A 23,559-nucleotide genomic window follows, 5' to 3' on the forward strand; every position below is an offset into this window, starting at 1 on the left:
TCTTAGTTGTCATACATCATACAAGTTAAAAACTAATCGCCCCCGTCGGGTTAAGCAAGTCGGCCATCGCAAAATACAACCAAAGTTTAACCACCTCTCCCATAGGCTAAGCGCGACGCTTATGCAGCCTCATATCACGCAATTCAACCATTAACAGCGACTTAGGCGTTTATAGTCAGCGCCGCACTCTGCTAAGGGAGTGTGGGCGGTTTCGGGGTATTTTTTGCTCATACCTTGGAGCTAACGTTATTTATTAGAAAATCATGAAGGGAAGGTAAACATCTAGCATTCGCGACCCCCTGCTGCATCAGGGGGCCTGTAAGTGCGTATCCTAGGCGCGTCATTTTTTGATCAACGTCCAGAAGGCGGTTCAAAATCTCGAAAATCTCGCGAAGTGCCGTATTGGCGCAAGTCAGCAATTGCCACCGTCAGGTTTTGCGCTCAATACGGCAATGTACAAGAGGTTACTCCTGAAGGGGCTCAAGGGGCTCCCACTCGGTGCGGTTGGCCAGAAATTCTGGGCGAGGCCGGTTACCGCAGTAAGGGTCGTGAAGTGTATTTTCAACACTATTGTAGACAAAGAACAGGTTACTTCTTGGCCAGCAGGACATGTTGATATTGGAGCCGTGCATGGTATTGCTTTCGAAAATTACCAGAGACCCTGCTGGGCCTTTGGGTGCTTCAATATCGTTTTCAAGCATTATCTCGCGAAGGCTGCTCGCGGGCGGCACCCCTACCTCTTGGCTTTTCAGCGACTCTTTGTAGTTATTTTCCGGCGTTCGTCCCACACAGGGAACAAAGTACCGGTGCGAGCCGGGAATCAGCATCAGCGGACCGTTAAACTCGCCGTTGTCAGTGAGGACGATTGAACAACTTAGCGCACGCATACGCGGCATGCCGTCTTCGCTATGCCATGTTTCAAAGTCCGAATGCCACTCAAACCCCTTACCTTTGAACCCTGGCTTATAGTTGATCCGTGACTGATGGATATAGACATCACTGCCCAGCAATTGCTTAACGATCGCCAGCAACTTTGGATCTCGAGTCAGGCGCTGGAAGCGTTTTGATACTTGATGGATACCGAACACCGTGCGTATCTCTTCACGCCCTGGTTCAAGAATAGTCCCTTCGGAGAGCTTCAGATCAGCATCGTCTTCATACTCACGTAGCTCTTGAAGAAAAGCCTGCATATCGTCAGCATCATAAAACCCTTCAAATGAGAGGAAGCCTTTTCTCTCATACTCATCAATTTGCGACCTGTCCAATGGGCCATTCGCAAGCTGAGACTCATCGCCATATACCACTGGGTCGATGCGCTCAAACATTCCCAACTTTCGTTCCAAGCGAGTGGGGAAAAGATCTTGGGTATCATTCATGGCAAACTCCTCCGTTAGTATGCATGTCAGAAAGCGCGTTCAGGCGCCACTTTTAAAACGTAGACGCCAAAACACGCCTCAGCAATGACGCCCTATCCGCGTTAGAAACGTTTCAGCTATGCATGCGTTTAAAATCAGCTGCTAAGCGAAGATAAGTAGCCAAAGAGGCAGCATAAGAAGAGAGGCACTAACAGAGATTAGAAAAAAGAAAGCCGCTCCAAAGGAGCGGCAAAAGACCGTGACTAGCAATGAGAGGGAGAAACCATGACAGGAAACTGTCGCTTTCTGTCGTGGTCTGTGGCGTCTCATCAAACGCCACAACCACAATGTAATCGTTCTCATTTACCGCGTCAACACAAATACGAATATTTTTTATTTAGTTTTTCATCCGCTCGCCAGTTGAAGCCAAACGGGCAGCGTCAGCATCGCCAACAGCGTTTGACCGGTAATAATCGCCGCCATCAATTCAGCATCGCCGCCCAGTTGGCGGGCCAAAATATACGCCGACGTAGCGGTAGGCAGCGCGGCAAACAGCAACGCGACATCACGGCTCACCGTATCCAGACCTACTAGCCAAGAGAGCCCCAGCACCAGTGCCGGCATGAGTATCAGCTTGACACTGTTAGTGGCCAGCACACCGCGGTCAACACGCAGCAGCGCGGCCGGGCGCAACGCCACGCCGACAGCGACCAGACCAAGCGGCAAAGCAGCGCGGCCTAATAGGTCGACGGTAGCGTGGCTCCAACCCGGAAGCCCTATGCCTGAAAGATTCAGCGCAATGCCCAGTAAACACGCCAGAATCAAAGGGTTTTTGATCAGCGCCATAATGCTTTTGCCGAGGCTGGTGTTACCCAGCGTACCTGCGGCCACAAAGCTGGCCACGCACATGATGTTGACCACCGGCACCATCAGCGCCACCGCAACGGCGGCAGTGGTAGCGCCTGCGCTGCCGTGCAAAGCCGCCGCCCCGGCCACCCCTACGTATGTATTGAATCGCACGGCACCTTGAAACACCGACGTAAACGCCGCTGGCGTCAACTTCAGCTGTGTTCTCAACCGCCACAGCAATACGCCAAATATGGCCATCGCGCCAAGCAGTACCAGGGCCAGGCGGGTAACGGGCACTTGGCTTACATCCGCTGTTGCCAGCGTCGCCACCAGCATGGCAGGAAACAGCACAAAATAGATCAGCCGCTCTATATGCGGCCAGAACGTATCGCTGGGCCAGCGTTTAACGCCCAGTGCCGCGCCCAGTAATATCAATAGAAACAAGGGGCCAAGGGCACCGCTAATGCTTTCCAATGGAGTACCTTATCCTTTTGTTCGACCTCGCCGTGACAGTCACGGGTTTACTGTTACTATGAGAATAGTTGTCCAGTCGCCAGCAGATGCTGGTACACCGCCTGCAGGGAGATACCATGGCCTTTCCAAAATTATGGCTTGGTGTCGGCGCCGCCGCACTGGTCGTTGCGAGTGGCGTCGCACTCTACAAGGCCACGCTATCTCCGCAAAGCGACATACCTCCCGGCGGTGAGATTGAACTACCATCCACCCAAGGCGATTTTTCGCTTTCCCAGCTTGCCGACGACCAAGTTGCCCTGGTGTCGTTCGGCTATACATATTGCCCTGACGTATGCCCCATGACGCAGTCGGTGAAACGCCAGGCACTGGCTGAGCTTTCGACATCACAACGCGAACAGGTAGTGCCTGTCATGGTCACCGTTGACCCGGAACGCGATACCTTGGAACGGCTCGAAGAGTATCTGGCGTTTTTCGGTGAAGACTTTATCGGGGCCAGGGGAAACCAGTCCGAACTGGATGATGTGATGTCCCGTTATGGGGTCATCACGCGGCGCGTTGAGGCGCCCGATTCCGCCATCGAATACACCATCGACCATAGTTCGTCGCTTTACTTAGTCAATCGTGATGGCGACGTTTTACAACGCGTGCTGTATTCCCCGACTCCCCAAGGACTTAGCGCTGCGCTGGAGCAGGCACTGGATGGTTAATCCTGCCGGTCAGACGGTGTTTGCAAGCGACCCAGCATAGCCATCAACGCCTGAACCTGGGCGCCTTCACGCGTATCGTGCAGCGGAGTTAATTGCGAGGCACCCTCGGCGTATCCCCACCAGTCCCAGCAACCCTGAGGGTTCATCATGCTGCTCTTTGCCTGGGGATAAAGCACAATCTGCTGATGCGTCGCCGCCCAGTCGTTGAGCCCGCTATGGCGCACAAACGCATCGTCGTTCATTTGGCAGCCGTGAAGCGCCAGCGTGACGTCGCAGCCGCCCTGCTCACACCCTTCGGGCGTGTAAACAAACCCGCTATCGGCCATGCCGCTTACGGCAAATTCAGATTGGTCAAAGGCGCGTAATTCTCCCTGGCCTTCTCTATCTGCGTCACGATCGGGGTGCAGAAAGCTCAGCATCTCCCCGGCCACATCGTCATCGCAGGCAAGTAAGTAACTGCCCCCACCTTGCTGGCAGTCGCCTAGGGACTGGGGAGACGGCATTTCGGCCCGTAAGCGCACCGGCCAGCCGTGGCCTGTATCATCGCGCCGGACCACGCGCAGTTGCTCGCTAGTGGCCAGCCAGCGCTCCCACTGGGCCGCCAATAAATCACCTACCTCAGGCTCCACGACATCGTCGTCTTCACCGTGCCACAAAAAAACCCTTAGCTGACTGAGCGTTTCCCGCGGGCCGACCTGCTGGGCCGATTCATAACGGCGGCGGCGATTTTCAAGCCTATCCAGAGACGGCACGCCGCTTGCGGTCGACATACAGGTATTTAGCGCTCGGCTTAATGACCCTTCCGCGCAGCCCCAAGGGCCTGCGGCCAACACACCCACCGCGCTGAAGCGTTCCGGGAAGGCCACCGCCAGTTGGGTGGCCATGTAACCGCCGGACGAAACCCCGACCACGCTGACGGCGTCTTTACCAGCGCCTAAGGCGGCCAAAGCCTCGGGGGCTGCCTGGGTAGCCGTCGCCATTAGAGGGCTACTGAGCAGCAGCAACCCACGTGCTAAACAACGCGGGGTTAGACGCGACGGCAAGGGCATAAATTACTCAACGTCCAGAAGTTCAACGCGGAAGGTCAGCACTTCATTCGGGCCAATCGGCCCTTGGCCGCTTTCGCCATAGGCCAAGTCAGCGGGAATATACAGCATCCAGGTATCCCCCACGCTCATTTCCTGGAGTGCTTCTTGCCAGCCCTCAATCACTTGATTGACCTGGAAGCTGACTGATTCGCCCCGTTCGAAGGAACTATCAAACACCGTGCCATCCAACAGGGTCCCTTCGTAATTGACCTCGACCGTATCTTCCGAGCCGGGAGACTCGCCATCGCCAGACTCAAGCACTTCGTATTGCACCCCTGAGTCCATCACCGTGACGTCGTCGCGCTCGGCGTTTTCGGCGAGAAAGGCTTCGCCTTCTTCACGGTTTGCTTCACTTGCCTCAGCCGCTTCAGATTCGCGGGCCGCCATTGACTGCTCTTGGAAGGCCATAATGGCTTCGCTCATTTGAGCTTCATCGAGCGCTAGATCCTTGCCTTCAAACACATCGCGCATGCCGTCGGTGAAGGTATCGATATCCAGATCCTCGATATCGGCTTGCATGCTTTCGCCAATTGTAACGCCCAAGCTATAGGCTAAACGCTCTTCTTCTGTTTCCGGTGCAGCAGCGGCTAAGGGAGCTACCAGCAGTAGACTAATCAACGCCGTTGACGAAATCGCTACTTTCATAAAACACCTTTTTTGCGGTGCAAGGCACCTTAATGGGAGGTTCTCAAAAGAATAACACCCGCCGACCCAAGCTGCATCTGCCGAGGTGACGGGTGTTAGCCACAAACTATTTATCGAATAGCGCCGTTACACCACCATGGTCGGGCAGTGGGCCGCACCTGCCACCCGCTGGGAGACACTGCCCAACAGCAGGTTTTTATCGCCGTTGGTGCCTTGGGCACCAACGACGATCAGATCACACTCACGCTTGCGAGCAAAGCGAACGATTGTGCGCGATGGCCTACCGCCTTTAACAAAGGCGCGTACACGGGCACTGTCAGCACCGATTTCAATCGCATGGGATTTAGCATGTACAGCAATTTCTGTGGCGTACTCTTTTAGCGCATCGTCGGGTATATCAAGTTGGTTGGGACGCACCATGGAAAGCGACGCTTCAAGTAAACTGTGGTGTTTGAACACACACAGTAAGTACAGCTCCGCGCCGGTTAACATATGCAGGCCAACGGCCTTTTCAAGTGCCTTTAGGGCGCCCTTGGAGCCATCCACCGGCACTAAAATGCGGTTAAACATTGGCGTTCTCCTTTCCGCCCGTTAGCCAGAGGCCACATCGCGCAGGAACAGTGCAATCTGCGGGAACATAATCAGCAACGCCGCCGCCAAAATCAGCATAAAGATAAACGGTGGGGTGCCTTTGATCACGTCCCAATAAGGGCGCTTGAAGATGGCAATCGCGGTGAAGATATCGCAGCCAAAGGGCGGCGTTGCCGAGCCAATCGCTACCTGCAGGGTAATCAAGATACCCACCAGTACCGGGTCGAGCCCAGTGGCCTCAACGGCCGGGGCGAAAATCGGCGTTAACACCAAAATGACCACAATCGGGTCGACAAACATACAGGCCACAAAGAAGGCCACGCAGATAGCAATCAAGACGCCGGTGGGGCCTGCATCATTCACGCCCACTGCCTCAAGAATGGTCTGAGGAATTTGCGCAAACGAAATAATCCACGAGAAGCTATTGCCCACCGCTACCAAGATAAATACCACGGCGGTAATCAGGCCAGTGGATTTTGCAATCGCGTAGATGTTGTGCATTTTCAGCGAACGGAACACCAAAAACTCAAGAAAGAAGGCGTACAGCACGCAGGCGGCAGCGGCTTCTGTGGGGCTGAAAATACCGCCGTAAATACCGCCCACAATAATCACCGGGAAGCCCAGCGGCCACAGTGCCTGCTGGACGGCTTTGCCGCGCTCTCTCCAGCTGGCTTTTGGCTCGGTGGGTACGTTTTTCACCGTCGCATATACCATGCTGTAGGCGGAGAACATCAGCAAGATCATCAACCCGGGACCAATACCGGCAATGAAAAGCTCGCCGATGGAGGTGCCCGAAATTACCCCATAAATGATCATCCCGATGCTGGGCGGAATCAAAAAGGCGATATCGCTGGCGTTGATAATCAGCGCCAGGGTGAACGAGTCCGAATACCCCGCTTTTAGCATGCGCGGGCGCAGTGGCGAGCCTACCGCCACCACGGTGGCCTGGGTTGACCCTGAAACAGCACCAAACAGCGTACACGATGCCGCTGTACTAACAGCCAACCCACCTTTTACATGGCCGATAAACGCCATCACCATGTCGATTAGGCGACCGGCCGACTGGCCGCGGGTCATAATGTCCGCCGCCAGAATGAACATCGGCACCGCGATCAGCGAGGCCGGACGAACACCCGCCATCATCTGCTGAATCAAGGTATCCATTTGGCCAAACCCGTCGAACATCATGAAAAAGCCAATGGCCGAGGCGGTGATCAACGGGATCATCATTGGAAAGCCCAGCAACAGCAGGACAATCATCGTAGAGACCATTATTGTCGTCATTGCGATTTCCTTAAGTTGTGCCCTGCGTCAGACTTCCGTTTCGGTATCTTTGTAGCCATCCACCACCCCGGTAGACAGCCATACATCCCGGGAGGTCATGTTTTTGATTGCCGTTAGCAGGTACTGGACCCCGGTAATGAAAAAACCCAGAGGCACCCACAGGTAAATAATCCAAATCGGCATCCCCAAGGAAGGCAGCACGCGCCCTTTGCTGTACATACCGTGGATGTAGACCACCGAGTAATACAACAAAAAGAACATCACCAACGAGGTGAATAGGGCAATGGCTATCATTAACACCCTGCGCCCCCCGGTGGGTAGCGCATCGTAGATCGCCGACATGCGAATATGCCGCCCGTGCCGCGCCGCATAGCCAATACCCGCGAAGGTGATCATGATAATCAGAATGCGGTTGAGCTCCTCTGAGAACATGATGCTGTTACCAAACACAAAGCGAGATACCACATTGGTAACGGTATTCAGCGCCATCAATAACACGCCAAGCGCCAGAATTACTGACTCGATTTTGCTGATCGTGGTATCTAATATTCCAAGGATGCCTGGCAACCCAGAGCGGTAGTTTTTTTCAGACTCATCTTCGGTCATGGCCGGACTCCTTTAATCACAGCAGCCTTAATACTGCCGATTTCACGTTTCCAAACCGATCTAAACGCTGGGTTGTCGAGCCACCCAAAACTAATATGTCTAGCCTAGCGGTAACCCGACGTTACTGGTTCAACGCTAGATGGACGAAGGTTAATTCACCCTAACAAATTAATGTTCCCATCTATTATATGAAAAGGGCGGCCGCTGGCCGCCCTAGGTGCTTCAACTACAATGCTTTCTCAGCGAGGACTACTTATTCGTCGTCGCTGGATACTGCCTCCAGATCGGCTTTAAACTGCTCAAGCAGCTCTTTACCGCGATCACCGGTCATATCCAGGAACTCTTCTTCAACCTGCGGCGCGCGGTCACGGAAAGCCTGGATCTGATCTTCGTCCAAGCGAGTTACCGTTACTTCATCGGAATCTTCCTGGATTTTTTCCAGTGCTTCGTCGGCCAAACCTTTGATGTGCTCAATGGTGTGGTCGTAAGCTTCAGCGGACGCCTCTTGAACCAGCTCTTTGTCTTCGTCAGACAAGCCGTCGTAGAACTCCTGATTAGCCATCATGGCGGTGGTGAACCAGCCGTGGCCGGTGAAGGTCAGGTGCGGAGACACTTCGTACAGACCACCAGACTCAATCCAGAAAATCGGGTTTTCCTGGCCGTCAATCACGCCAGTTTCCAGGCCACCGTAGACTTCACCCCAAGGCAGCGGCGTTGGCGACGCGCCAAAGGCCTCGTAGGTTTCCGACAGCAACGGGTTGGTCATGGTGCGGATTTTCTTGTTATCCAGGTCGTCCGGCGAGCTGATCTTCTCATCGGTGGTGATCACCATCTCACCTTCTGGATACATCTTGAGCAGTTCGAGATCTTGCTCCGCATAAAGCTCTGGGAACATCTCGTTGATGGCTTTGCTCTCGTCGAAGAACTCTAAAACGGTTTCTTCATCGGTGGGCAGCAGATAAGGAATAAAGAAGATTTGCGCTTCAGGAATCAGTGAACCGGTAAAACCGGGCGACTGGTTCACGAACTGAAGAATCCCGTTTTGGGTCTGCTCCATGATGTCGTCAGATTCACCCAACTCGCCAAAGCGGTAAACCTTAACAGTGTGGTCAGAGTTTTCTTCAATGTAATCTTTAAATGCGTAGGCAAATACGTCTTGTACGTCGCCTTCATATTCTTCGTGGGCATAGCGCCAGTTTTCTGCCTGAGCTGAGGCCGACATACCAACTAACAGTGCGCCAATGCTCGCCGTCGTGACTAATTTGCTTGCCTTCATGCGGTGTTCCCCTTGCAGTGGTAAGCGCGCTGTACGAGTGCGCAGAAATCTGCTTTGATCGGCGCGTTAGGCAACGCGCTATTGTTATTCGCAATGGCGCAAACACTCTGTAGCATTTCACGCCTTAAAGGCCGAATAACAGTCGGTTATTCAAAAGCAGTTAATTTTAGGCTAGCGCGCTCGCTGTAAGGGGTCAAGCTGCTGACCTAGCACACTGAAGGCGCGCTGAAGGGTCTGTTCGGCTTTTGGCTCAAAACCACGCAATACCAAATTGTGTGGCAATAAAAGGCGTTTTTGCAGCCATCTCCCAGTATCATGCGGCGTCTTCGGCATATTTCTCAAACGCATAAAAGGCTGATCAGCGTCCCAGGCCCATGTTTGCCAACGTTGAAGGTTTTCACGTTCCGCGAGCAGCTCCGCCTGTTTAACCCGTTCGCGTAGGGTTGTAATGGTCTCGCTAGGCGAGTCGGTATGCTTTAAATTGCGCCGCAAGGTACGCAACACGTCGGTAACCCCAGCCTGCCATTCTTGGCGTTCCCGGCGCAGCGCCGATAAAGGCTGAGGCATAGCATCCAGCCCATGGGCAAAAAGCCAGCCATGAAACAACAGCTCGCATACATCCACCGCGGCTTCATCCTGAAGCGTCAAACACGCCTGCTCCACCCCAGGACGCGCATAAAAAGCTAACGCAAAATCCCACAGCGGTATCTGCTGTAACGCTGCGAATCGGGTAGAATCAAGCGTAGTAGACTCTGACATCGTATGACCCATCCTTTTCGGGAGAACGCATGATCGCACTGCGCCAAGTCGCCCTGCAACGCGGCACGCAAACGCTACTCGACAACGCCGACCTCACCCTACCCGATGGGGTGAAAGCGGGGATTATCGGAGCTAACGGTGCAGGCAAATCGAGCCTCTTTAAACTGCTGCTAGGCGAGCTCGGCCCTGACCAGGGCGACGTTGAGTTAAGTGGCGGGCAACGTATCGCGCACATGGCCCAGGAAGTCGATGCGTTGGATCGACCGATTATCGAGTATGTCCTCGATGGTGACCTGGCGCTACGCCAAGCTGAAGCTGACTTACTGGCCGCCAGAGAAGCGGGTGAAGCCCACCGCGAAGCCGAACTACACGGCTTGATTGAAACCCTCGATGGTTATCGCGCGGCGTCGCGCGCTGCGCAATTGCTGGTCGGGCTAGGCTTTGTACAAACCGATCTCAGTCGCCCGCTGTCGGCATTTTCTGGCGGCTGGCGGATGCGCGTCAACCTGGCCCGCACGCTGTTTATGCCCTCCGACCTGCTGCTACTGGATGAGCCCACCAACCACTTGGACCTGGATGCACTGCTGTGGCTGGAGCAGTGGCTTACCCGATATCCCGGCACGCTACTGTTGATTTCCCACGACCGTGATTTCCTGGATGCCGTGTGTAACCACATCGTCCATATGCATCATCAAACGCTAGAGCTGTACCGCGGCAACTACTCGCGCTTTGAACGCACCCGTGGCGAAAAACTCGCGCTTCAGCAGGCCGAAGCCGCCAAGCAGCAGGCTCGGCGCGAGGAAATAGAGCGTTTTATCGCACGCTTTCGTGCTCAAGCGACCAAGGCAAAACAGGCACAAAGCCGCGTCAAAATGCTCGAGCGCATGGAAGATATTGCCGTCGCCCACGTTGACTCGCCCTTTCATTTTACCCTGCCTGCGGCTGATAAAACCTCGCACCCGCTGTTGGTACTCGACCAAGCCACACTGGGCTATAGCGGCGACGCAGGCGATGTCGCCCAATTGGAAAAGGTCAACATCACCCTGTTACCGGGTAGCCGAATCGGTCTTTTAGGCCCCAACGGCGCGGGTAAATCAACGCTGATCAAATCGCTTACCGGCGAGCTCGAACTGCTGGAGGGCAAACGCGTACCTGGCGAGCATCTGGCCATTGGCTATTTTGCTCAGCATCAGTTGGAAGGGCTAGACGTCTCGACTACGCCGTTTGTGCATGTACAGCGGCTTTCGCCTACTGCCAGCGACCAGGATATTCGCAATTTTCTGGGGGGCTTTGGTTTTAAAGGCGACGATGCCTTTGGCTCGGTCGCCACTTTTTCAGGCGGTGAGAAGGCACGCCTGGCGTTGGCTTTGGTGGCATGGCAAAAGCCCAACCTGTTGTTGTTGGACGAACCCACCAACCACCTGGATTTGGAAATGCGTGAGGCGCTCACCCAGGCGCTGGCCAGTTTTGAGGGCACCGTGATTTTGGTATCCCACGACCGCCACCTGTTGCGCGCTACGGTAGATGAATTCTGGCGGGTAGCCGACCACCGTGTTGAACCCTTTGACGGCGATCTGGACGATTATCGGGCCTGGTTAAAGGCCCGCCTGGAAGAAAGCCGCCGCGATAATCGTAGCGAAAAAAGCGAGCGCCAAGGTCAGCAGCCAAGCGGCGATAACCGCGAAGCACGTAAGGCAGCGCGTAAGGCCGCCGCCGGGCTACGCGAAAAGCTGCGCCCCTTGAAAAAAGCGCGCGACCAGGCAGAAAAGGCGATGGAGCGCGAACAAGCGGCGCTGGTGACGTTAGAAGAAACGCTGGCCGACCCTGCGCTGTATACCGATGCAGCGCGTAAAGCGGAACTAACCGACATCCTGGCCCGCCAAGCCGATATCAAAACGCGCCTCAACGATGCCGAAGCCGAATGGCTGGCCGCAGAAGAAGCCTTAGAGGCAATGGAAGCCGAGCTGCTGACCAGTGAAGAAGGCTAGCTTTCCAATAAAAACGTTACCGGCCCATCGTTAACCAGCGAGACCTGCATATTGGCACCAAATTCGCCGGTGGCCACGTATTGCCAGGCGTTATGTGACTGCGTCACCAGATAATTAAATAGCCGCTCGCCTTCCGCGGGGGGCGCGGCGCTTGAAAAACCGGGCCGCAACCCTTTATGCGTCTCAGCGGCCAGGGTGAACTGCGATACCAGCAGCAATCCCCCACCGGCCTGCTGAAGGTTATGGTTCATCTTACCGTCGGCATCGTTGAATACACGGTAGTGAAGCAGCTTGTGCAGTAGTTTGTCAGCCGCCGCTTCGCTATCGCCCTTTTCGACCCCCACCAGTGCCAGCAGCCCATGGTCGATGGCGCCAACCGTGGCGCCCTCAACCTCGACGCTTGCCCGCGTTACCCGCTGAATCAGTGCTTTCACGCTATGCCACTCTCGCAAAAACATCAGTATAACGTGCTTGCGGGCGCGTGATTACCGACCTAACAATGCGTCGCGGAAGTCTTCCCCAAGCGGTTCTTCGCCTAGCCAGATGCCAAACATAGCATTGGCCAAGTCGGCATCGCCGCCTTCAAACAACGTTTCGCCATTGAGCACTAGCCGCAAATCGTCACCATCCCAGCTCAGCACATAGCGATCACCGGGGCTAACATCGCGATAGCTGTCGTTGAAGGCCTCAAGATCACGTTCTAGCGCGCTATAGTCGCTGCCGCTAAGCGTATCTTGCAATGTTTCTGTGGTGGCGTCGGCAAACTCTTCAGCTTCGATGCCGTGGAAATAGGCCAATTCCAGACGGCGGGGAATGTCGCTTTGCGGCTGTGGATCCGTTTCCCCCTCTGCTTGGTAATACGCCCCGGCATAGGCGGTCCAGATCATGTAGGTGAAAACACCACTACCGATGAGCTCATAGCGCTGGCCGTTTTCTTCCACGGTTCGCTCGAAGCGTTCACCCTCTTCGCTCACCGTTTGCGCCCAGAGCATAGGGGAGCCGAGCAACAACAGACCGCCGACCAGCCAAACCGCGACGCGAGACATTCGCCGCATCAAACTATTGCTTATAAAAACTATGCTTATAAAAACCCTGCTTATAAAAGCATTAGTTATAAAAACATTGCTTAGTGAAGGCATAGCCAGGCACCTCTTGATATTACAATACGGTACCTATACTACACATTAATTAAATAAAAGTTCCGTATAGCTATGCTCTGCACAGCATTACGTCACAGTGAGGCTCACTTAACAGCATATCGGTCAATTGGCTCGCATGATGCGGTTGGTCTCGGCTACCGATCACCACCAGGTCAGGGGTGTGACGCTTGATATATGCACTCAAGACATCGCACGGTGGGCCATGCTCCAGCACTAATTCAACGTCAGGCACGCCCGCCAGTTCGTTCATCAAGCTGTCGACTTCCTGGGCGAGCCGTTCGCGCAGTCGCGCCACCTCATGATCGCGCCATTGGGCATAGTAAGGATGCGAGCCAAGTTCGCGCTCTCCCGGTAAGCTCCATGCATGCAAAAGCGTTAAGGAGGCGTCAGGAAAACGTTGCAAGGCCTCGCGCAGGCTATGACGAGCGGTCAGGGAAAAATCGACCGGCACCAGTATCGAACGCCAGGGCTGGGTTGGCGGCTGCGAAGCAACCACCACAGGGCAGGGGGCGCTGCGGATAATGCGCATCGACGTGGCCCCCGCGAGCAGGTCTTTCTGGCCACGTTTGCGGTGCATGCCCACGACCACCAGATCTGCTTGACGCTCGTGGGCTTCGCGAATGATCTCGACGTACGGCGCTCCGGCAACGGTCTGGATCAGCGTTTTGGGTTCTTCAAGCGCGTAATCTTCGCGAATATCTTTGAGGGTTGCGGCGATATCATCCACCACCGCTGCTTCAACATCGTGAAACACGCGTCGAGGTAAATAGGGGTCAAGCACGTGGATAATATCGAGTTGAGCACCGTCGGCATAAGCCAAGCGCAACGCCCTAGCAAAGGCGGCACGATTATCGGCGGAGAGGTCAGTGGCAAACAGCACGGTACGGGTCATCGCAAACGCTCCTCGGCCGAGCAACTCAGCCTTGTTTAGCCAGCCTGCAAGCGAACACCCTTCAGCATGGTGCGCAATGGCCTATTGCGCAAGCCAGGCAAGCCGCATTAACTGGCTGGAAGCGCTGGGGTGCTTACCACCAAGCGTGAAAGTGGTGCACCGGGCCGCGCCCGTGACCCACATTCAGCCTTACGCTGGCTTCCAGGCCAGCATGCAGCCACTGTTTGGCCTCAGCAATGGCGGCGACCGGCGCATCTGTCTCAGCATCTGGCGGGAGCTTGGCCAGGCAGGCGGCAATCGCCGACGACAGCGCACAGCCGGTGCCGTGCAAATTCTCGGTGTCAATACGCGATGCGGGCAACCAGCGGTGCTCGCTGGGGGTCGCCAGCAAGTCAGGGCAGGTCTCGCCACGCAGATGACCCCCTTTGAGTACCACATAAGGCGCGCCAAGCTGCGTTAGGCCAGGCAGCATTGCCTCCATTTCATCCAGACCGGTGGGCGATGATGCGTCAAGCAGCACCGCAGCTTCGGGCAGGTTGGGGGTAATCACGTCCGCCAGCGGCACGAGGATATCGCGCACCGCGCGGATGCCGTCATTATCGACCAGAATATCGCCGCTTTTGGCCACCATCACCGGGTCGAGGACGATCCAACGCGGCCGACACCGACGCAGCACGTCGGCGATCACCTCAGCCACGTCGCGACTGGCGACCATGCCAATCTTGACCGCATCGATCTCGACATCGTCGAGCAAGTTTTCCAACTGCTCGCGAATCACCTGGGGCGACACCGGGTATACCGAGGCCACGCCGCAGGTATTCTGGGCGATCACTGCGGTGATCACATTCGTGCCGTAGACACCAAGTGCCGAGAAGGTTTTCAAATCACCCTGCAGCCCAGCGCCACCTGACGGGTCGGAGCCAGCAATGGTAAGCACATTACGCAAGCGGGTATCGGTAGACATGGTGCCCCTCGGCAAAGTAATCAATATTCATCTAGGATACCCAAGCTGAGCCTTTTGTGCTGCCCCAAACACGCAAATGGCCGCCCGTAGGCGGCCATAGCATTGCGCGCTAATACTCGCGTTATTGCGCGTTATCGCCTTCGGGGTTACGAGCGTTGTAGTAAGCCTGCTCAGAGATCGCGTGGTAATCCTCGACCTTATCCTGGAAAGCCCGGTAGGACTCGTAGATCCGTGTCGCCAGCTCGCTGGATTCTGCCAGTTCCGCGATGACATCTTCCGAATGCTCGCGCGCCTGGGCCAGCACGTCGTCAGGAATGCGGCGCAGCTCAACCTCATGCTCGTTGACCAGCGTTTCCAGCGCATCATTGTTACGTGCCGTATACTCATCCAGCACGTTGGCATTGACGTCGCGTATGGCCGTCGTCAGGATCGCCTGCAGGTCCGCGGGCAGTTCGGCCATCGCCTCTTCATTGACGATGGCTTCGAACATCACGGTCGGCTCGTGCCAGCCCGGGTAGTAGTAGTAATCCGCCGCCTGGTGCAGTCCAAAGGCCAGATCGTTATACGGGCCAATCCACTCGGTCGCATCAATCGCACCCGACTGTAGCGACGTGAAAATCTCGCCGCCCGGCATATTAACGATCGCCACCCCCATGCGGTTCATCACTTCACCACCCAGACCGGGCATGCGCATTTTCAGGCCATCGAGATCATCAACCGAATTGATCTCTTTGTTGTACCAGCCGCCCATTTGCACGCCTGAGGCACCCGCCACCAATACGTCGACGCCGAATTCATCGTAAAGCTCGTTCCACAACTCCATGCCGCCGCCAAAGTGCAGCCAGGCGTTCATTTCCTGAGCATTCATGCCAAACGGTACGGCAGCAAAGAACTGGGCTGCCGGGGCTTTACCTTTCCAGTAATAGGAAGCGGAGTGACCCAACTCGGCGGTGCCGTCGGAAACGGCGTCAAATACCTCAAACCCCGGCACCAGTTGACCAGCACCAAACACTTCGATGGTTAAGCGGCCATTCGACATTTCATCAACCAGCTCCGCGAGACGTTCAGGGCCTTGGCCCACACCTGGGAAGTTTTTCGGCCAGGAGGTGACCATTTTCCAACGAAATTCCTCTTCTTGCGCCTGGGCGTGGTTATCGATACTTGAAACCACCAGCAAACTGGCGGACATAGCGGTCGTCATGGCAATGGCGACGGGAAGCGTTTTAGCTTTCATGCAAGAACCCTCTACTTTCTATTATTTCTTTTATGGGTAGGGAAAACACCGCCCAGCGCCGGGTACGACCCCAGCACTGGGCGGCTTACTGCAAAATCAATCGGTTGTTTTAATAATGATGGTAAGACTGCCACTTACTTGCGTTGATAGCAGCACCGCGTTTCAACCTATCATCGGTTAGCCAAACTGCGTGGGCAGCCACGTCGCCAACTGGGGAAAGAACGCCAGTAGGAGCAACATGCCCAGCTGCATCAGAATAAACGGAATAACGCCGAGATAAATCGCTGAGGTGGACACCGACGGGGGTGCCACTCCGCGCAGATAAAACAGTGCAAAACCAAATGGCGGCGTCAGGAAGGACGTTTGCAGATTAATCGCGATCATAATACCCAGCCAAATCGGATCGAGGCCCATGGCAAGTAAAATCGGCCCGACAATGGGCACCACCACAAAGGTGATTTCGATAAAGTCGAGAATGAAGCCGAGTAGAAAGATCACCAGCATCACGATAATCGTTGCGCCCACTACGCCGCCAGGCATGCCCTCGAATAGCTCCGTGACCATGTGCTCGCCACCGTAGGCCCTGAAGACCAGCGAGAACAGCGCCGCGCCGATCAGAATCAGAAACACCATGGTAGTGACGTTGGTCGTCGAGCGCAGTACATCCTTTAAGGTGGCCATGTCGAGCTGGCGGTAGGCCAGTGCCAACACTAGAGCACCAAACGCACCGACCGCCGAAGCCTCGGTGGGCGTGGCAAAGCCGCTCAAAATCGACCCCAGCACTGCCACAATCAGCACCACTGGCGGCACCAAACCTTTGAGCAGCAGCATGCCCAGCCCCGTGGTGTGGCCAAGCTCCTCCATCAATTCCTTTCGATCCGCCGCAGGCGCCATACTGGGACGCAGCCACGCCACGAGCGCTACGTAAATCATGTACATCACGACCAGGAGTAACCCTGGCACCAGCGCGCCCATGAACAGATCGCCCACCGATACCGTCTTGGGGCTAAAAATGCCCATATCCAACTGGGCTTGCTGATACGCCGATGACAACACATCACCGAGCAATACTAGCGCGATAGAAGGCGGAATAATTTGCCCCAGCGTACCGGTGGCGCAGATGGTGCCCGTCGCGAGCGAGGTGCTGTAGCCACGTTTCAGCATGGTAGGCAGTGACATCAAGCCCATGGTAACCACAGTGGCCCCCACGATGCCGGTGGAAGCGGCCATCAGCATGCCCACCAGCGTTACCGAAATGCCCAAACCGCCGCGCATGGCACCAAACAGCAACGCCATGGCATCGAGCAGCGTTTCCGCCACTTTAGATTTCTCAAGCAACACGCCCATGAGTACAAACAGTGGCACTGCCAACAGGGTTTGGTTGGTCATAATGCCGTAGAGCCGGTTAGGCAAGGCGGCAAGATAGCCACTATCGAAGTTGGCATCGATGCCCATCGCTTCCAGGCCAAGCCCCATCCCGGCAAATAATAGCGCTGTGCCCGCCAATGAAAGCGCGACGGGGAAACCGAACATCAACACAATGCAGATGGCGGCAAATAAAATAATCGGCATGAACTCGAGCATCAAACGCGCTCCTCAAGATGGTTATCATCCTTGGCAGGCGGCGCTATTCGGCCAGCCAACACGTAGCCATTCCGTACAATCTCAATCGCGCCTTGCACGATCATTAACAATGCAAACAGCGGTATTAAGGTTTTCAGTACGAAGACGGCCGGAATACCACCGTGATCTGAAGAGGTTTCCATGATGCGCCAGGAGTTGGCCACGTAACCCAGACTGGAGGCGATGACGAAGATCATCACCGGCATCAGTAGCGTTATAATACCGGCGATATTGATTAATGCTTGGCGGCGCGGCGACATGCCTCGATAAAAGATATCGACCCGCACATGGCCATCGTGGCGAAAGGTATAGGCGGCAGCGAGCATAAAGACGCTGGCATGCATGTACATCACCAGCTCTTGCATAAAAATGCTGTTCACGCTGAAGGCATAGCGGAGTAGTACAATCGCGAACTGAATTAACATCATAATGATGATCAGCCACGCAAGGGTGCGCCCGAACCACTCTGAAGCGCGGTCCAGCGCACCAATAAACGCAGGTATTTGTGTTGTGTCCGACATGGAGGTGTCTCGCGTAATACGGCTAAGGGGAGTCAGCGACCCAGACAATAGCGCATATACGCAGACAATGCAGCGGCCGCGCGCAGCCAGATGTGCTTATTATTAAACGCTTGAGCGAATCGCCGCCAAACACGCCTCGGGTAGCGGCAAATCAACGGCAATCGGCAGGTGATCAGAGAACAGGTGATCCAACACCTGCACGTCCGCCACCTCAAGAGATTGGGAAAGCAGAATATGATCCAGTGCGCGCCGTGGCTGCCAGGAAGGGTAGCTAAGCAGGGGCTTCACTGGGTGTAGCGGCAGCGAGTCATTGAAGCGCTCGTGGGCGTGAAGTTGGTCCGGCGTGCAGTTCAAATCCCCCATCACCACCACATGGCGCAGCGGCTGAATAATATCGCTAAGGTAATTCAACTGCCGCACACGCCCGCGGTGACTCAGCGCCAAATGCGCGACAAAAATATGCAGTGCATCCGGCCCCTCTCCAAAGCGAGCATGAATAGCACCGCGCCCGGGCATCGCGCCCGGCAAGCGGTGCTCCTCTACTTGACTGGGAACCAACCGCGACAACAGTCCATTGCTATGCTGGGCAATGCGCCCCAGATTGCGATTGAGTTGCTGAAAATGGTGAGGCAAGCCCGCTTTAGTGGCCAGGTATTCAACTTGGTTGATGCGGCTTGAGCGAAAGCTGCCGCCATCAACTTCTTGTAGCCCGACCACATCAAACTTGCCCATCACCTCGGCCATCAGCTCCAGTCGCTGCAACCGGCGGGGATGGGGCAAAAAATGCTGCCAGCTGCGCGTCACGTAATGATGGTACGCCGAGGTTTGGATGCCTACCTGGAGATTAAACGTTAACAGACGCAAATGGCCGCTGCTTAGCAACGGCTTACGAGCCTCCAACTCACTCATGCTAAATCCCATGCCGAATACGGCGTTAAACGGCGTTACTCATCGCGCGCTTCACGCACTTTCTCGACCAGATCATCGGCGACGCTGGGCATGTTTTCCAGGCTACCGGCGCTGCTCGGTGTGACGACATATTGGCCATCGACCACAATTGCGGGTACGCCCATCAAGCGCATATCGCGCATACGGCTATTGGCCTTATTCACGTTGCTACGTACGTTGAACGCCGTTAGCGCTTCTTTGGCTTCATCTTCACTGACACCATAATCGGAGAAGAAAGCGGCGATATCATCTTCCTCTGTCAGCGAACGCTCGTCTTGGTGAATCGCGTCAAAGAAGTCAGCGTGTAGGTCTTCCTCGATACCTAACTCTTTAGCGGCATAGAACGCATTGGCATGAGTGTTCCAATCGCCACCCATGGTCGCGGGCATCTTTTCAATCGTCACGTCGTCATCAAGGGCTTCATACCACTCGTTAACGTGGGGTTGCAGGCCATAACAATGCGGGCAGCCGAACCAAAAAACCTCAAGCACTTCGATTTGCCCGTCCTCTACCTGGGTCTCTACCGGCTCCTCAAGGGCTTCGTATTGCTCGCCTTCAACCAACTCCTGGGCACCGACCGCAGCCGACAAACCCAATCCAGCAACCGCGACCATCAATGTTTTCAACATAGTGACTATTCTCCGTGGGAAAGCGATCAGTATGACCCCAACGCTCAGTTGGGGTTCCGCGCTTGACCATACAAACGATGAAAACCATGAGCTTATTGAGGGTGGCCGTTTAATTCAAACCAAGCAGATAATTCGCAATCGCTTGCATATCGTCATCGTTCATTTTCGTAGCGATGTCGCGCATCACACCATTGGGGTCGTTATCCCGATCACCAGCGGCAAAATCTTGCAGGGCGCTAATCGTATAATCGGTTTGCAGCCCCGAGAGCGCCGGGTAAGCCGCGCTGCCAATTCCCCCACCGGTAGGGGTGTGGCAAGCGCTACAGGCAGGAATGCCTTTTTCTTGATCACCTGCCCGATATAGCGCTTCACCACGGGCCAGCAGTTCGGCATCATCCTCGGCCTGGCCTAAATGAGGCTCCTGCTCGGCGTAAAATGCCGCAACGTCCCAGGCGTCCTGGTCTTCATAGTCATCCACCTGGCCCTCCATTTGCGGCACTTCACGGTGGCCATCACGAATATCCATGATTTGCTTGGCGAGGTAGGACATTTGTTGACCCGCCAAATGTGGAAACGTACCCGTAGAACTAATGCCGGCTTGCCCATGGCAAGCCGCACAGGGCTGTGCCAGGGATTCACCAGCAGACGCATCGGCATCTGCTCGAGGATTCGCTGTGGCGGTTCCCACGGCACCCAAGATAATGGCCAAGCTTGCCAGTAACGTTCTCATCGCAATCCCATTATGGTTAGTATTATCGAAGACCACGCACGACGCACAAGCTGATGCGTTGGTCGCTGCCCGGCAGAGCACAGTGGTACACTACCCTTAGGTCACAGACACCCATCTGCGTGCAGTATAGCGAAGCCCCCCGAATAGCAGAAATGTCATCGCGCATTCATGGCCACCTTATTTCTTGTTTTTTATCTTTGTTTGTCAGGATCAATGCCATGCCTTCCTACCATGATAGTCCAGCTGTGCGACTTAATTACCCCACCGCACAGTTTATGATCAGCGCACCCACGCTTGCCCTCTGCCCGGACGATAGCGGCGCCGAAGTGGCGTTTGCAGGACGCTCGAACGCGGGAAAGTCCAGCGCAATCAATGCGCTCACCCAGCAGAAAGCGCTTGCCCGTACTTCGCGCACACCGGGGCGCACCCAGTTGATCAACTTTTTTAGCCTAATGAACAACGAGGCCTGTCGCTTGGTCGACCTGCCTGGCTACGGTTACGCCAAAGTGCCCGAAACCGTCAAGTTGGAGTGGCAGCAGCACATGTCTGACTATCTGCGCGGCCGCTTCAGCCTCCGCGGATTAGTGCTGCTAATGGATGTACGCCACCCGCTCACCGAGTTTGACCAAATGATGCTTGAGTTTGCCGATCAGCGCGACATGCCGGTGCATATTCTACTTACCAAAGCCGATAAGCTTAAGAAAGGCCCCGCCAATGCAGCGCTGCAGAAGGTGCGTTCACGCCTGAAAGAGTGGGAGGACCTGGTATCGGTTCAGCTGTTTTCGTCGCTCAAGCGCGATGGCGTCGATACTCTGGCTCAACGCCTGGATCAATGGCTGCAAACGCCTCAATAAGAGGCGTTGAGCGTTGCCAGCACACCCGGCAGCTCCTTGATATGTGCAATCTGGTGGATACCCTCAGGCAACGCATCAAAGCGCGTCTCGCTAACCCACACCGCCTGCATACCCAGCCGCTGTGCCGGTACTATGTCTTCTTCCCACGAATCGCCCACGTGCATGGCGTTTTGCGGCGCGACGTTAAGACGTGCCAGTGCGGTGAGAAACGCCGAAGGGTCGGGCTTAGGGGTCAAAAGCTCGCCGGCAGCAATCGCCACATGAAAGTAGCTGGCTAAAGGTTGGCGTTTGAGATGGATATTGCCGTTGGTAATTGCCGCTAGCTGATAGCGTTGCCTCAAGGCTGCCAATAGCTCGGCGGCCTCTGGGTGGGGCGTCACCTGCACGCGCAGGCGATGGAATTCGTTCATTGCCGCTGCCGCCCACAGCTGGGCAGCACTGCGCGGCAGGCCCTGGGCTTCTAACTGGCCTTCCAGTGCGCGCAAACGCAACCAGGTGAAGTCTCCGCGCCGCTCGGGCACCTCAACCGCCAACTGCTGGCGGCGCTTTAGGTAGTCCTGTAACCCGTCTTCAAAGCGTAACACCACGGGTGACCAGCGGCGCTCGGCCAACCACGTCTCAAGGGCTTCCAGCAACCAGCCGTAATGCCCGGTTTCCGTGCGTGCCATCACGCCGCTGTTATCCCATAACGTATCATCTAAATCGAAGGTAATCGCCTTGAGAGGGGTCATGGCTCGCTCCGTGAGGGGCGGCGTTTCGCCCGAGGATGCGCGGCATCGTAGCTGGTCGCCAAGTGTTGCCAGTCAAGCCGCGTATAGACCTGGGTGGTCGACAGGTTGGCATGGCCAAGCAACTCCTGCACCGCGCGCAGGTCCTGGCTAGATTCCAGCAAATGGCTGGCAAATGAGTGGCGCAGTCGATGGGGATGCAAGTGTTCGGGCAACCCCCGCTCGATGGAAAGCTGCGCCAAGCGCTTTTGGATCGCCCGGTGGCCTAGGCGTGCACCGCGCTGGCCGACAAACAGCGCCGCTTCATCGTCACGCGCCAGACTCGGCCGAGCACTCAGCCACGCCGCCAGCGCCTGCTGGGCTCGGCGGCCCACTGGCACTTGACGCGGCTTGCCGCCCTTACCCAGCACGCGCACGCGGCGCTCCTGCAAGGCGTCGATGTCTAGCCCGGCTAGCTCCGCCAAGCGTAGCCCACTTGAATACAGCAGCTCCAGCATCGCCTGATCACGACGCGCCAATGGCGAGTCATCGTGTGGCGTATCCAGAAAGCGCGCCAGCGTATCCACATCCACCGGGCGGGGTAGGTGTTTGGGTTGCTTGGGGGTACGCACCAAGTCCAGCGGATTATCGTCGATGACCCCTTGCGTCACCAAGTAACCGGCGAAGCGCGATAGCGCCGCCCGTCGCCTCGCTAAGCTGCGCGGCGCGAGTCCCCGGCGTCGCTCCGCACCCAGAAACGCACGCAATAAGTGCTGATCAAATAGCCCAGGCGCCTCATCCGCTTGGCGATCAATAAATGCCACGAGCGAGGCGATATCCTGACGATACGCGGCAACGGTCGCCGGGCTTGAGTGGCGCGCCAGCGAGGCCAGAAACGCCTCCGCGTAATGGCGTACTGCGGTGTCATTCATGCGGGGTTAGGCGAATCAGCAGCCGCGCGACGATGTCGCCCAGATACTCGGTAAACAGCGTATCCATGCTGGCGCGGTACTGCTCCGCATCGGGGCTTGCGAGCAGCAGATAGCCCAACGGTTCACCCGCCGAAAGCCGGGAGATCGCGCACGAGCCTGCTTTACGAGGTGCCTTGATGTGGGGCAATAAACACTTCCAGTCGCTCACGCTGAGCTTGGCGCAACGGCTTGTGCGCCCATCCAGCAGCGCCGACAGTCGTGCGCCCGCGTGCTGGTCCAGAACGTGGCGCGGCGGCTGCGGCGGCGAGGGTTCGCTATCGCTCAAGGTGGCGGGGCACCATAGCGCCATGGCGGGTGTGTTGAAGCGCTCACTAAGCTGCGTGGCCAGCGCCTGGGCCAGAGCATCACGGGTATCGGCTTCCACCAGCGCCAGCAGTGTTTCGCGCAGCCGGCGGTACTGGGCCTCGTTATGGCGGGCGGTTTCCAGCAAATGTTCAAGACGCCCTTCGGCGGTTTCAGCGCGTTGGCGTAAATCGATCACTAACCGTTCAAGCAGCGACACCGCCCCGTCGATATGCGGATGGGGAACTTGCAATTGCTGCAATAACCCTTCCCGACCCACAAAAAAATCGGGATGACGAGCCAGCCAAAACGCGACTTGATCCGGGTCGAGCGTTTTGCGAGGTTCGGGGGCTTGAGACATCGCCGTTCTCCTTGGGTTAATGAAAGACTGTTCGCTTTAT

At 56.0% G+C, this 23,559-nt stretch carries 25 protein-coding genes; 3 read left to right on the top strand and 22 right to left on the bottom strand.

The genetic code is table 11. The features are described 5' to 3' along the window. Positions 1–464: 464 nt before the first annotated feature. Both thpD and CPH17_RS11585 read right to left on the bottom strand, forming a co-directional pair. The gene (thpD, locus tag CPH17_RS11580) at positions 465–1,376 is read right to left on the bottom strand and encodes an ectoine hydroxylase (RefSeq protein ID WP_074394767.1); all 912 of its coding nucleotides are present in this window, start codon (positions 1,374–1,376) and stop codon (positions 465–467) included. A 384-nt stretch (positions 1,377–1,760) separates the two neighbouring features. Further along, on the bottom strand, positions 1,761–2,678 hold the full coding sequence (locus tag CPH17_RS11585) for an AEC family transporter (RefSeq protein ID WP_074394766.1): 918 nt from the start codon (positions 2,676–2,678) through the stop codon (positions 1,761–1,763). A gap of 116 nt (positions 2,679–2,794) precedes the next feature. Here CPH17_RS11585 and CPH17_RS11590 point away from each other — a divergent pair, with 116 nt between their 5' ends. Continuing rightward, positions 2,795–3,385, top strand: a complete 591-nt coding sequence (locus CPH17_RS11590) for an SCO family protein (protein WP_074394765.1) — start codon at positions 2,795–2,797, stop codon at positions 3,383–3,385. Here the strand turns inward: CPH17_RS11590 and CPH17_RS11595 are convergent. The 7 genes from CPH17_RS11595 to CPH17_RS11625 form a co-directional block, all read right to left on the bottom strand. Further along, positions 3,382–4,365 carry an alpha/beta fold hydrolase gene (locus CPH17_RS11595; RefSeq protein WP_231896485.1) on the bottom strand — a complete coding sequence of 328 codons (984 nt, stop codon included), beginning with the start codon at positions 4,363–4,365 and terminating at the stop codon, positions 3,382–3,384. The two genes, CPH17_RS11590 and CPH17_RS11595, sit on opposite strands and share 4 nt — an antisense overlap. 72 nt (positions 4,366–4,437) lie before the next feature. Beyond that, the gene (locus tag CPH17_RS11600) at positions 4,438–5,118 is read right to left on the bottom strand and encodes an FKBP-type peptidyl-prolyl cis-trans isomerase (protein ID WP_074394763.1); all 681 of its coding nucleotides are present in this window, start codon (positions 5,116–5,118) and stop codon (positions 4,438–4,440) included. A 126-nt stretch (positions 5,119–5,244) separates the two neighbouring features. Beyond that, complete coding sequence (locus CPH17_RS11605) at positions 5,245–5,688, bottom strand: universal stress protein (protein WP_074394762.1); 444 nt, start codon at positions 5,686–5,688, stop codon at positions 5,245–5,247. A 21-nt stretch (positions 5,689–5,709) separates the two neighbouring features. Beyond that, positions 5,710–6,993, bottom strand: a complete 1,284-nt coding sequence (locus CPH17_RS11610; RefSeq protein ID WP_074394761.1) for a TRAP transporter large permease — start codon at positions 6,991–6,993, stop codon at positions 5,710–5,712. A gap of 27 nt (positions 6,994–7,020) precedes the next feature. Continuing rightward, positions 7,021–7,599: a TRAP transporter small permease gene (locus CPH17_RS11615; protein ID WP_074394760.1), complete on the bottom strand. Its 579-nt coding sequence runs from the start codon at positions 7,597–7,599 to the stop codon at positions 7,021–7,023. 253 nt (positions 7,600–7,852) lie between these two features. After that, on the bottom strand, positions 7,853–8,875 hold the full coding sequence (locus tag CPH17_RS11620) for a TRAP transporter substrate-binding protein (RefSeq protein WP_074394759.1): 1,023 nt from the start codon (positions 8,873–8,875) through the stop codon (positions 7,853–7,855). A 171-nt stretch (positions 8,876–9,046) separates the two neighbouring features. Next, positions 9,047–9,634, bottom strand: a complete 588-nt coding sequence (locus tag CPH17_RS11625) for a TIGR02444 family protein (RefSeq protein WP_074394758.1) — start codon at positions 9,632–9,634, stop codon at positions 9,047–9,049. 29 nt (positions 9,635–9,663) lie between these two features. On the opposite strand from CPH17_RS11625, the gene CPH17_RS11630 reads away from it, so the two are divergent. Next, positions 9,664–11,622, top strand: a complete 1,959-nt coding sequence (locus CPH17_RS11630; RefSeq protein WP_074394757.1) for an ABC-F family ATP-binding cassette domain-containing protein — start codon at positions 9,664–9,666, stop codon at positions 11,620–11,622. On the opposite strand, the gene dtd is transcribed toward CPH17_RS11630, so the two are convergent. The 10 genes from dtd to CPH17_RS11680 form a co-directional block, all read right to left on the bottom strand. Then, positions 11,619–12,056 carry a D-aminoacyl-tRNA deacylase gene (gene dtd / locus CPH17_RS11635; RefSeq protein WP_074398357.1) on the bottom strand — a complete coding sequence of 146 codons (438 nt, stop codon included), beginning with the start codon at positions 12,054–12,056 and terminating at the stop codon, positions 11,619–11,621. The genes CPH17_RS11630 and dtd overlap by 4 nt on opposite strands. 51 nt (positions 12,057–12,107) lie before the next feature. After that, the gene (locus CPH17_RS11640) at positions 12,108–12,677 is read right to left on the bottom strand and encodes a chalcone isomerase family protein (RefSeq protein WP_096299617.1); all 570 of its coding nucleotides are present in this window, start codon (positions 12,675–12,677) and stop codon (positions 12,108–12,110) included. A 154-nt stretch (positions 12,678–12,831) separates the two neighbouring features. Beyond that, positions 12,832–13,674, bottom strand: a complete 843-nt coding sequence (locus tag CPH17_RS11645) for a universal stress protein (RefSeq protein ID WP_074394755.1) — start codon at positions 13,672–13,674, stop codon at positions 12,832–12,834. A gap of 133 nt (positions 13,675–13,807) precedes the next feature. Then, the gene (gene thiD / locus CPH17_RS11650) at positions 13,808–14,638 is read right to left on the bottom strand and encodes a bifunctional hydroxymethylpyrimidine kinase/phosphomethylpyrimidine kinase (RefSeq protein WP_074394754.1); all 831 of its coding nucleotides are present in this window, start codon (positions 14,636–14,638) and stop codon (positions 13,808–13,810) included. 121 nt (positions 14,639–14,759) lie between these two features. Next, positions 14,760–15,872, bottom strand: coding sequence for a TRAP transporter substrate-binding protein (locus CPH17_RS11655; RefSeq protein WP_074394753.1), 1,113 nt, complete (start codon positions 15,870–15,872; stop codon positions 14,760–14,762). Positions 15,873–16,049: 177 nt separating this feature from the next. After that, positions 16,050–17,456, bottom strand: a complete 1,407-nt coding sequence (locus CPH17_RS11660; RefSeq protein ID WP_074394752.1) for a TRAP transporter large permease — start codon at positions 17,454–17,456, stop codon at positions 16,050–16,052. Continuing rightward, complete coding sequence (locus tag CPH17_RS11665) at positions 17,456–18,016, bottom strand: TRAP transporter small permease subunit (protein ID WP_074394751.1); 561 nt, start codon at positions 18,014–18,016, stop codon at positions 17,456–17,458. The genes CPH17_RS11660 and CPH17_RS11665 overlap by 1 nt, the downstream gene beginning before the upstream one ends. 102 nt (positions 18,017–18,118) lie before the next feature. Further along, on the bottom strand, positions 18,119–18,925 hold the full coding sequence (locus CPH17_RS11670) for an endonuclease/exonuclease/phosphatase family protein (protein WP_074394750.1): 807 nt from the start codon (positions 18,923–18,925) through the stop codon (positions 18,119–18,121). Positions 18,926–18,960: 35 nt separating this feature from the next. Beyond that, positions 18,961–19,593 (bottom strand): thiol:disulfide interchange protein DsbA/DsbL, encoded by a 633-nt coding sequence (locus CPH17_RS11675; protein ID WP_074394749.1) that lies wholly within the window; start codon positions 19,591–19,593, stop codon positions 18,961–18,963. 109 nt (positions 19,594–19,702) lie between these two features. Beyond that, the gene (locus CPH17_RS11680; protein ID WP_074394748.1) at positions 19,703–20,323 is read right to left on the bottom strand and encodes a c-type cytochrome; all 621 of its coding nucleotides are present in this window, start codon (positions 20,321–20,323) and stop codon (positions 19,703–19,705) included. A 218-nt stretch (positions 20,324–20,541) separates the two neighbouring features. Between CPH17_RS11680 and yihA the strand changes: the two genes are divergently transcribed. Further along, positions 20,542–21,177: a ribosome biogenesis GTP-binding protein YihA/YsxC gene (gene yihA, locus CPH17_RS11685; protein ID WP_074394747.1), complete on the top strand. Its 636-nt coding sequence runs from the start codon at positions 20,542–20,544 to the stop codon at positions 21,175–21,177. Here the strand turns inward: yihA and CPH17_RS11690 are convergent. The 3 genes from CPH17_RS11690 to CPH17_RS11700 are packed head-to-tail and all read right to left on the bottom strand — an operon-like array spanning position 21,171 to position 23,519. Beyond that, positions 21,171–21,908, bottom strand: a complete 738-nt coding sequence (locus tag CPH17_RS11690; RefSeq protein ID WP_074394746.1) for an HAD family hydrolase — start codon at positions 21,906–21,908, stop codon at positions 21,171–21,173. The two genes, yihA and CPH17_RS11690, sit on opposite strands and share 7 nt — an antisense overlap. After that, entirely contained in the window at positions 21,905–22,816 is a 912-nt protein-coding gene (locus tag CPH17_RS11695) for a tyrosine recombinase XerC (RefSeq protein WP_074394745.1), read from the bottom strand. Before CPH17_RS11695 ends, CPH17_RS11690 begins: the two co-directional genes overlap by 4 nt. Then, entirely contained in the window at positions 22,809–23,519 is a 711-nt protein-coding gene (locus tag CPH17_RS11700) for a DUF484 family protein (RefSeq protein WP_074394744.1), read from the bottom strand. The genes CPH17_RS11695 and CPH17_RS11700 overlap by 8 nt, the downstream gene beginning before the upstream one ends. Between the last annotated feature and the right edge of the window lie 40 nt (positions 23,520–23,559).

The organism is Halomonas sp. hl-4, from assembly GCF_900215475.1.
Taxonomy (GTDB): Bacteria; Pseudomonadota; Gammaproteobacteria; order Pseudomonadales; family Halomonadaceae; genus Vreelandella.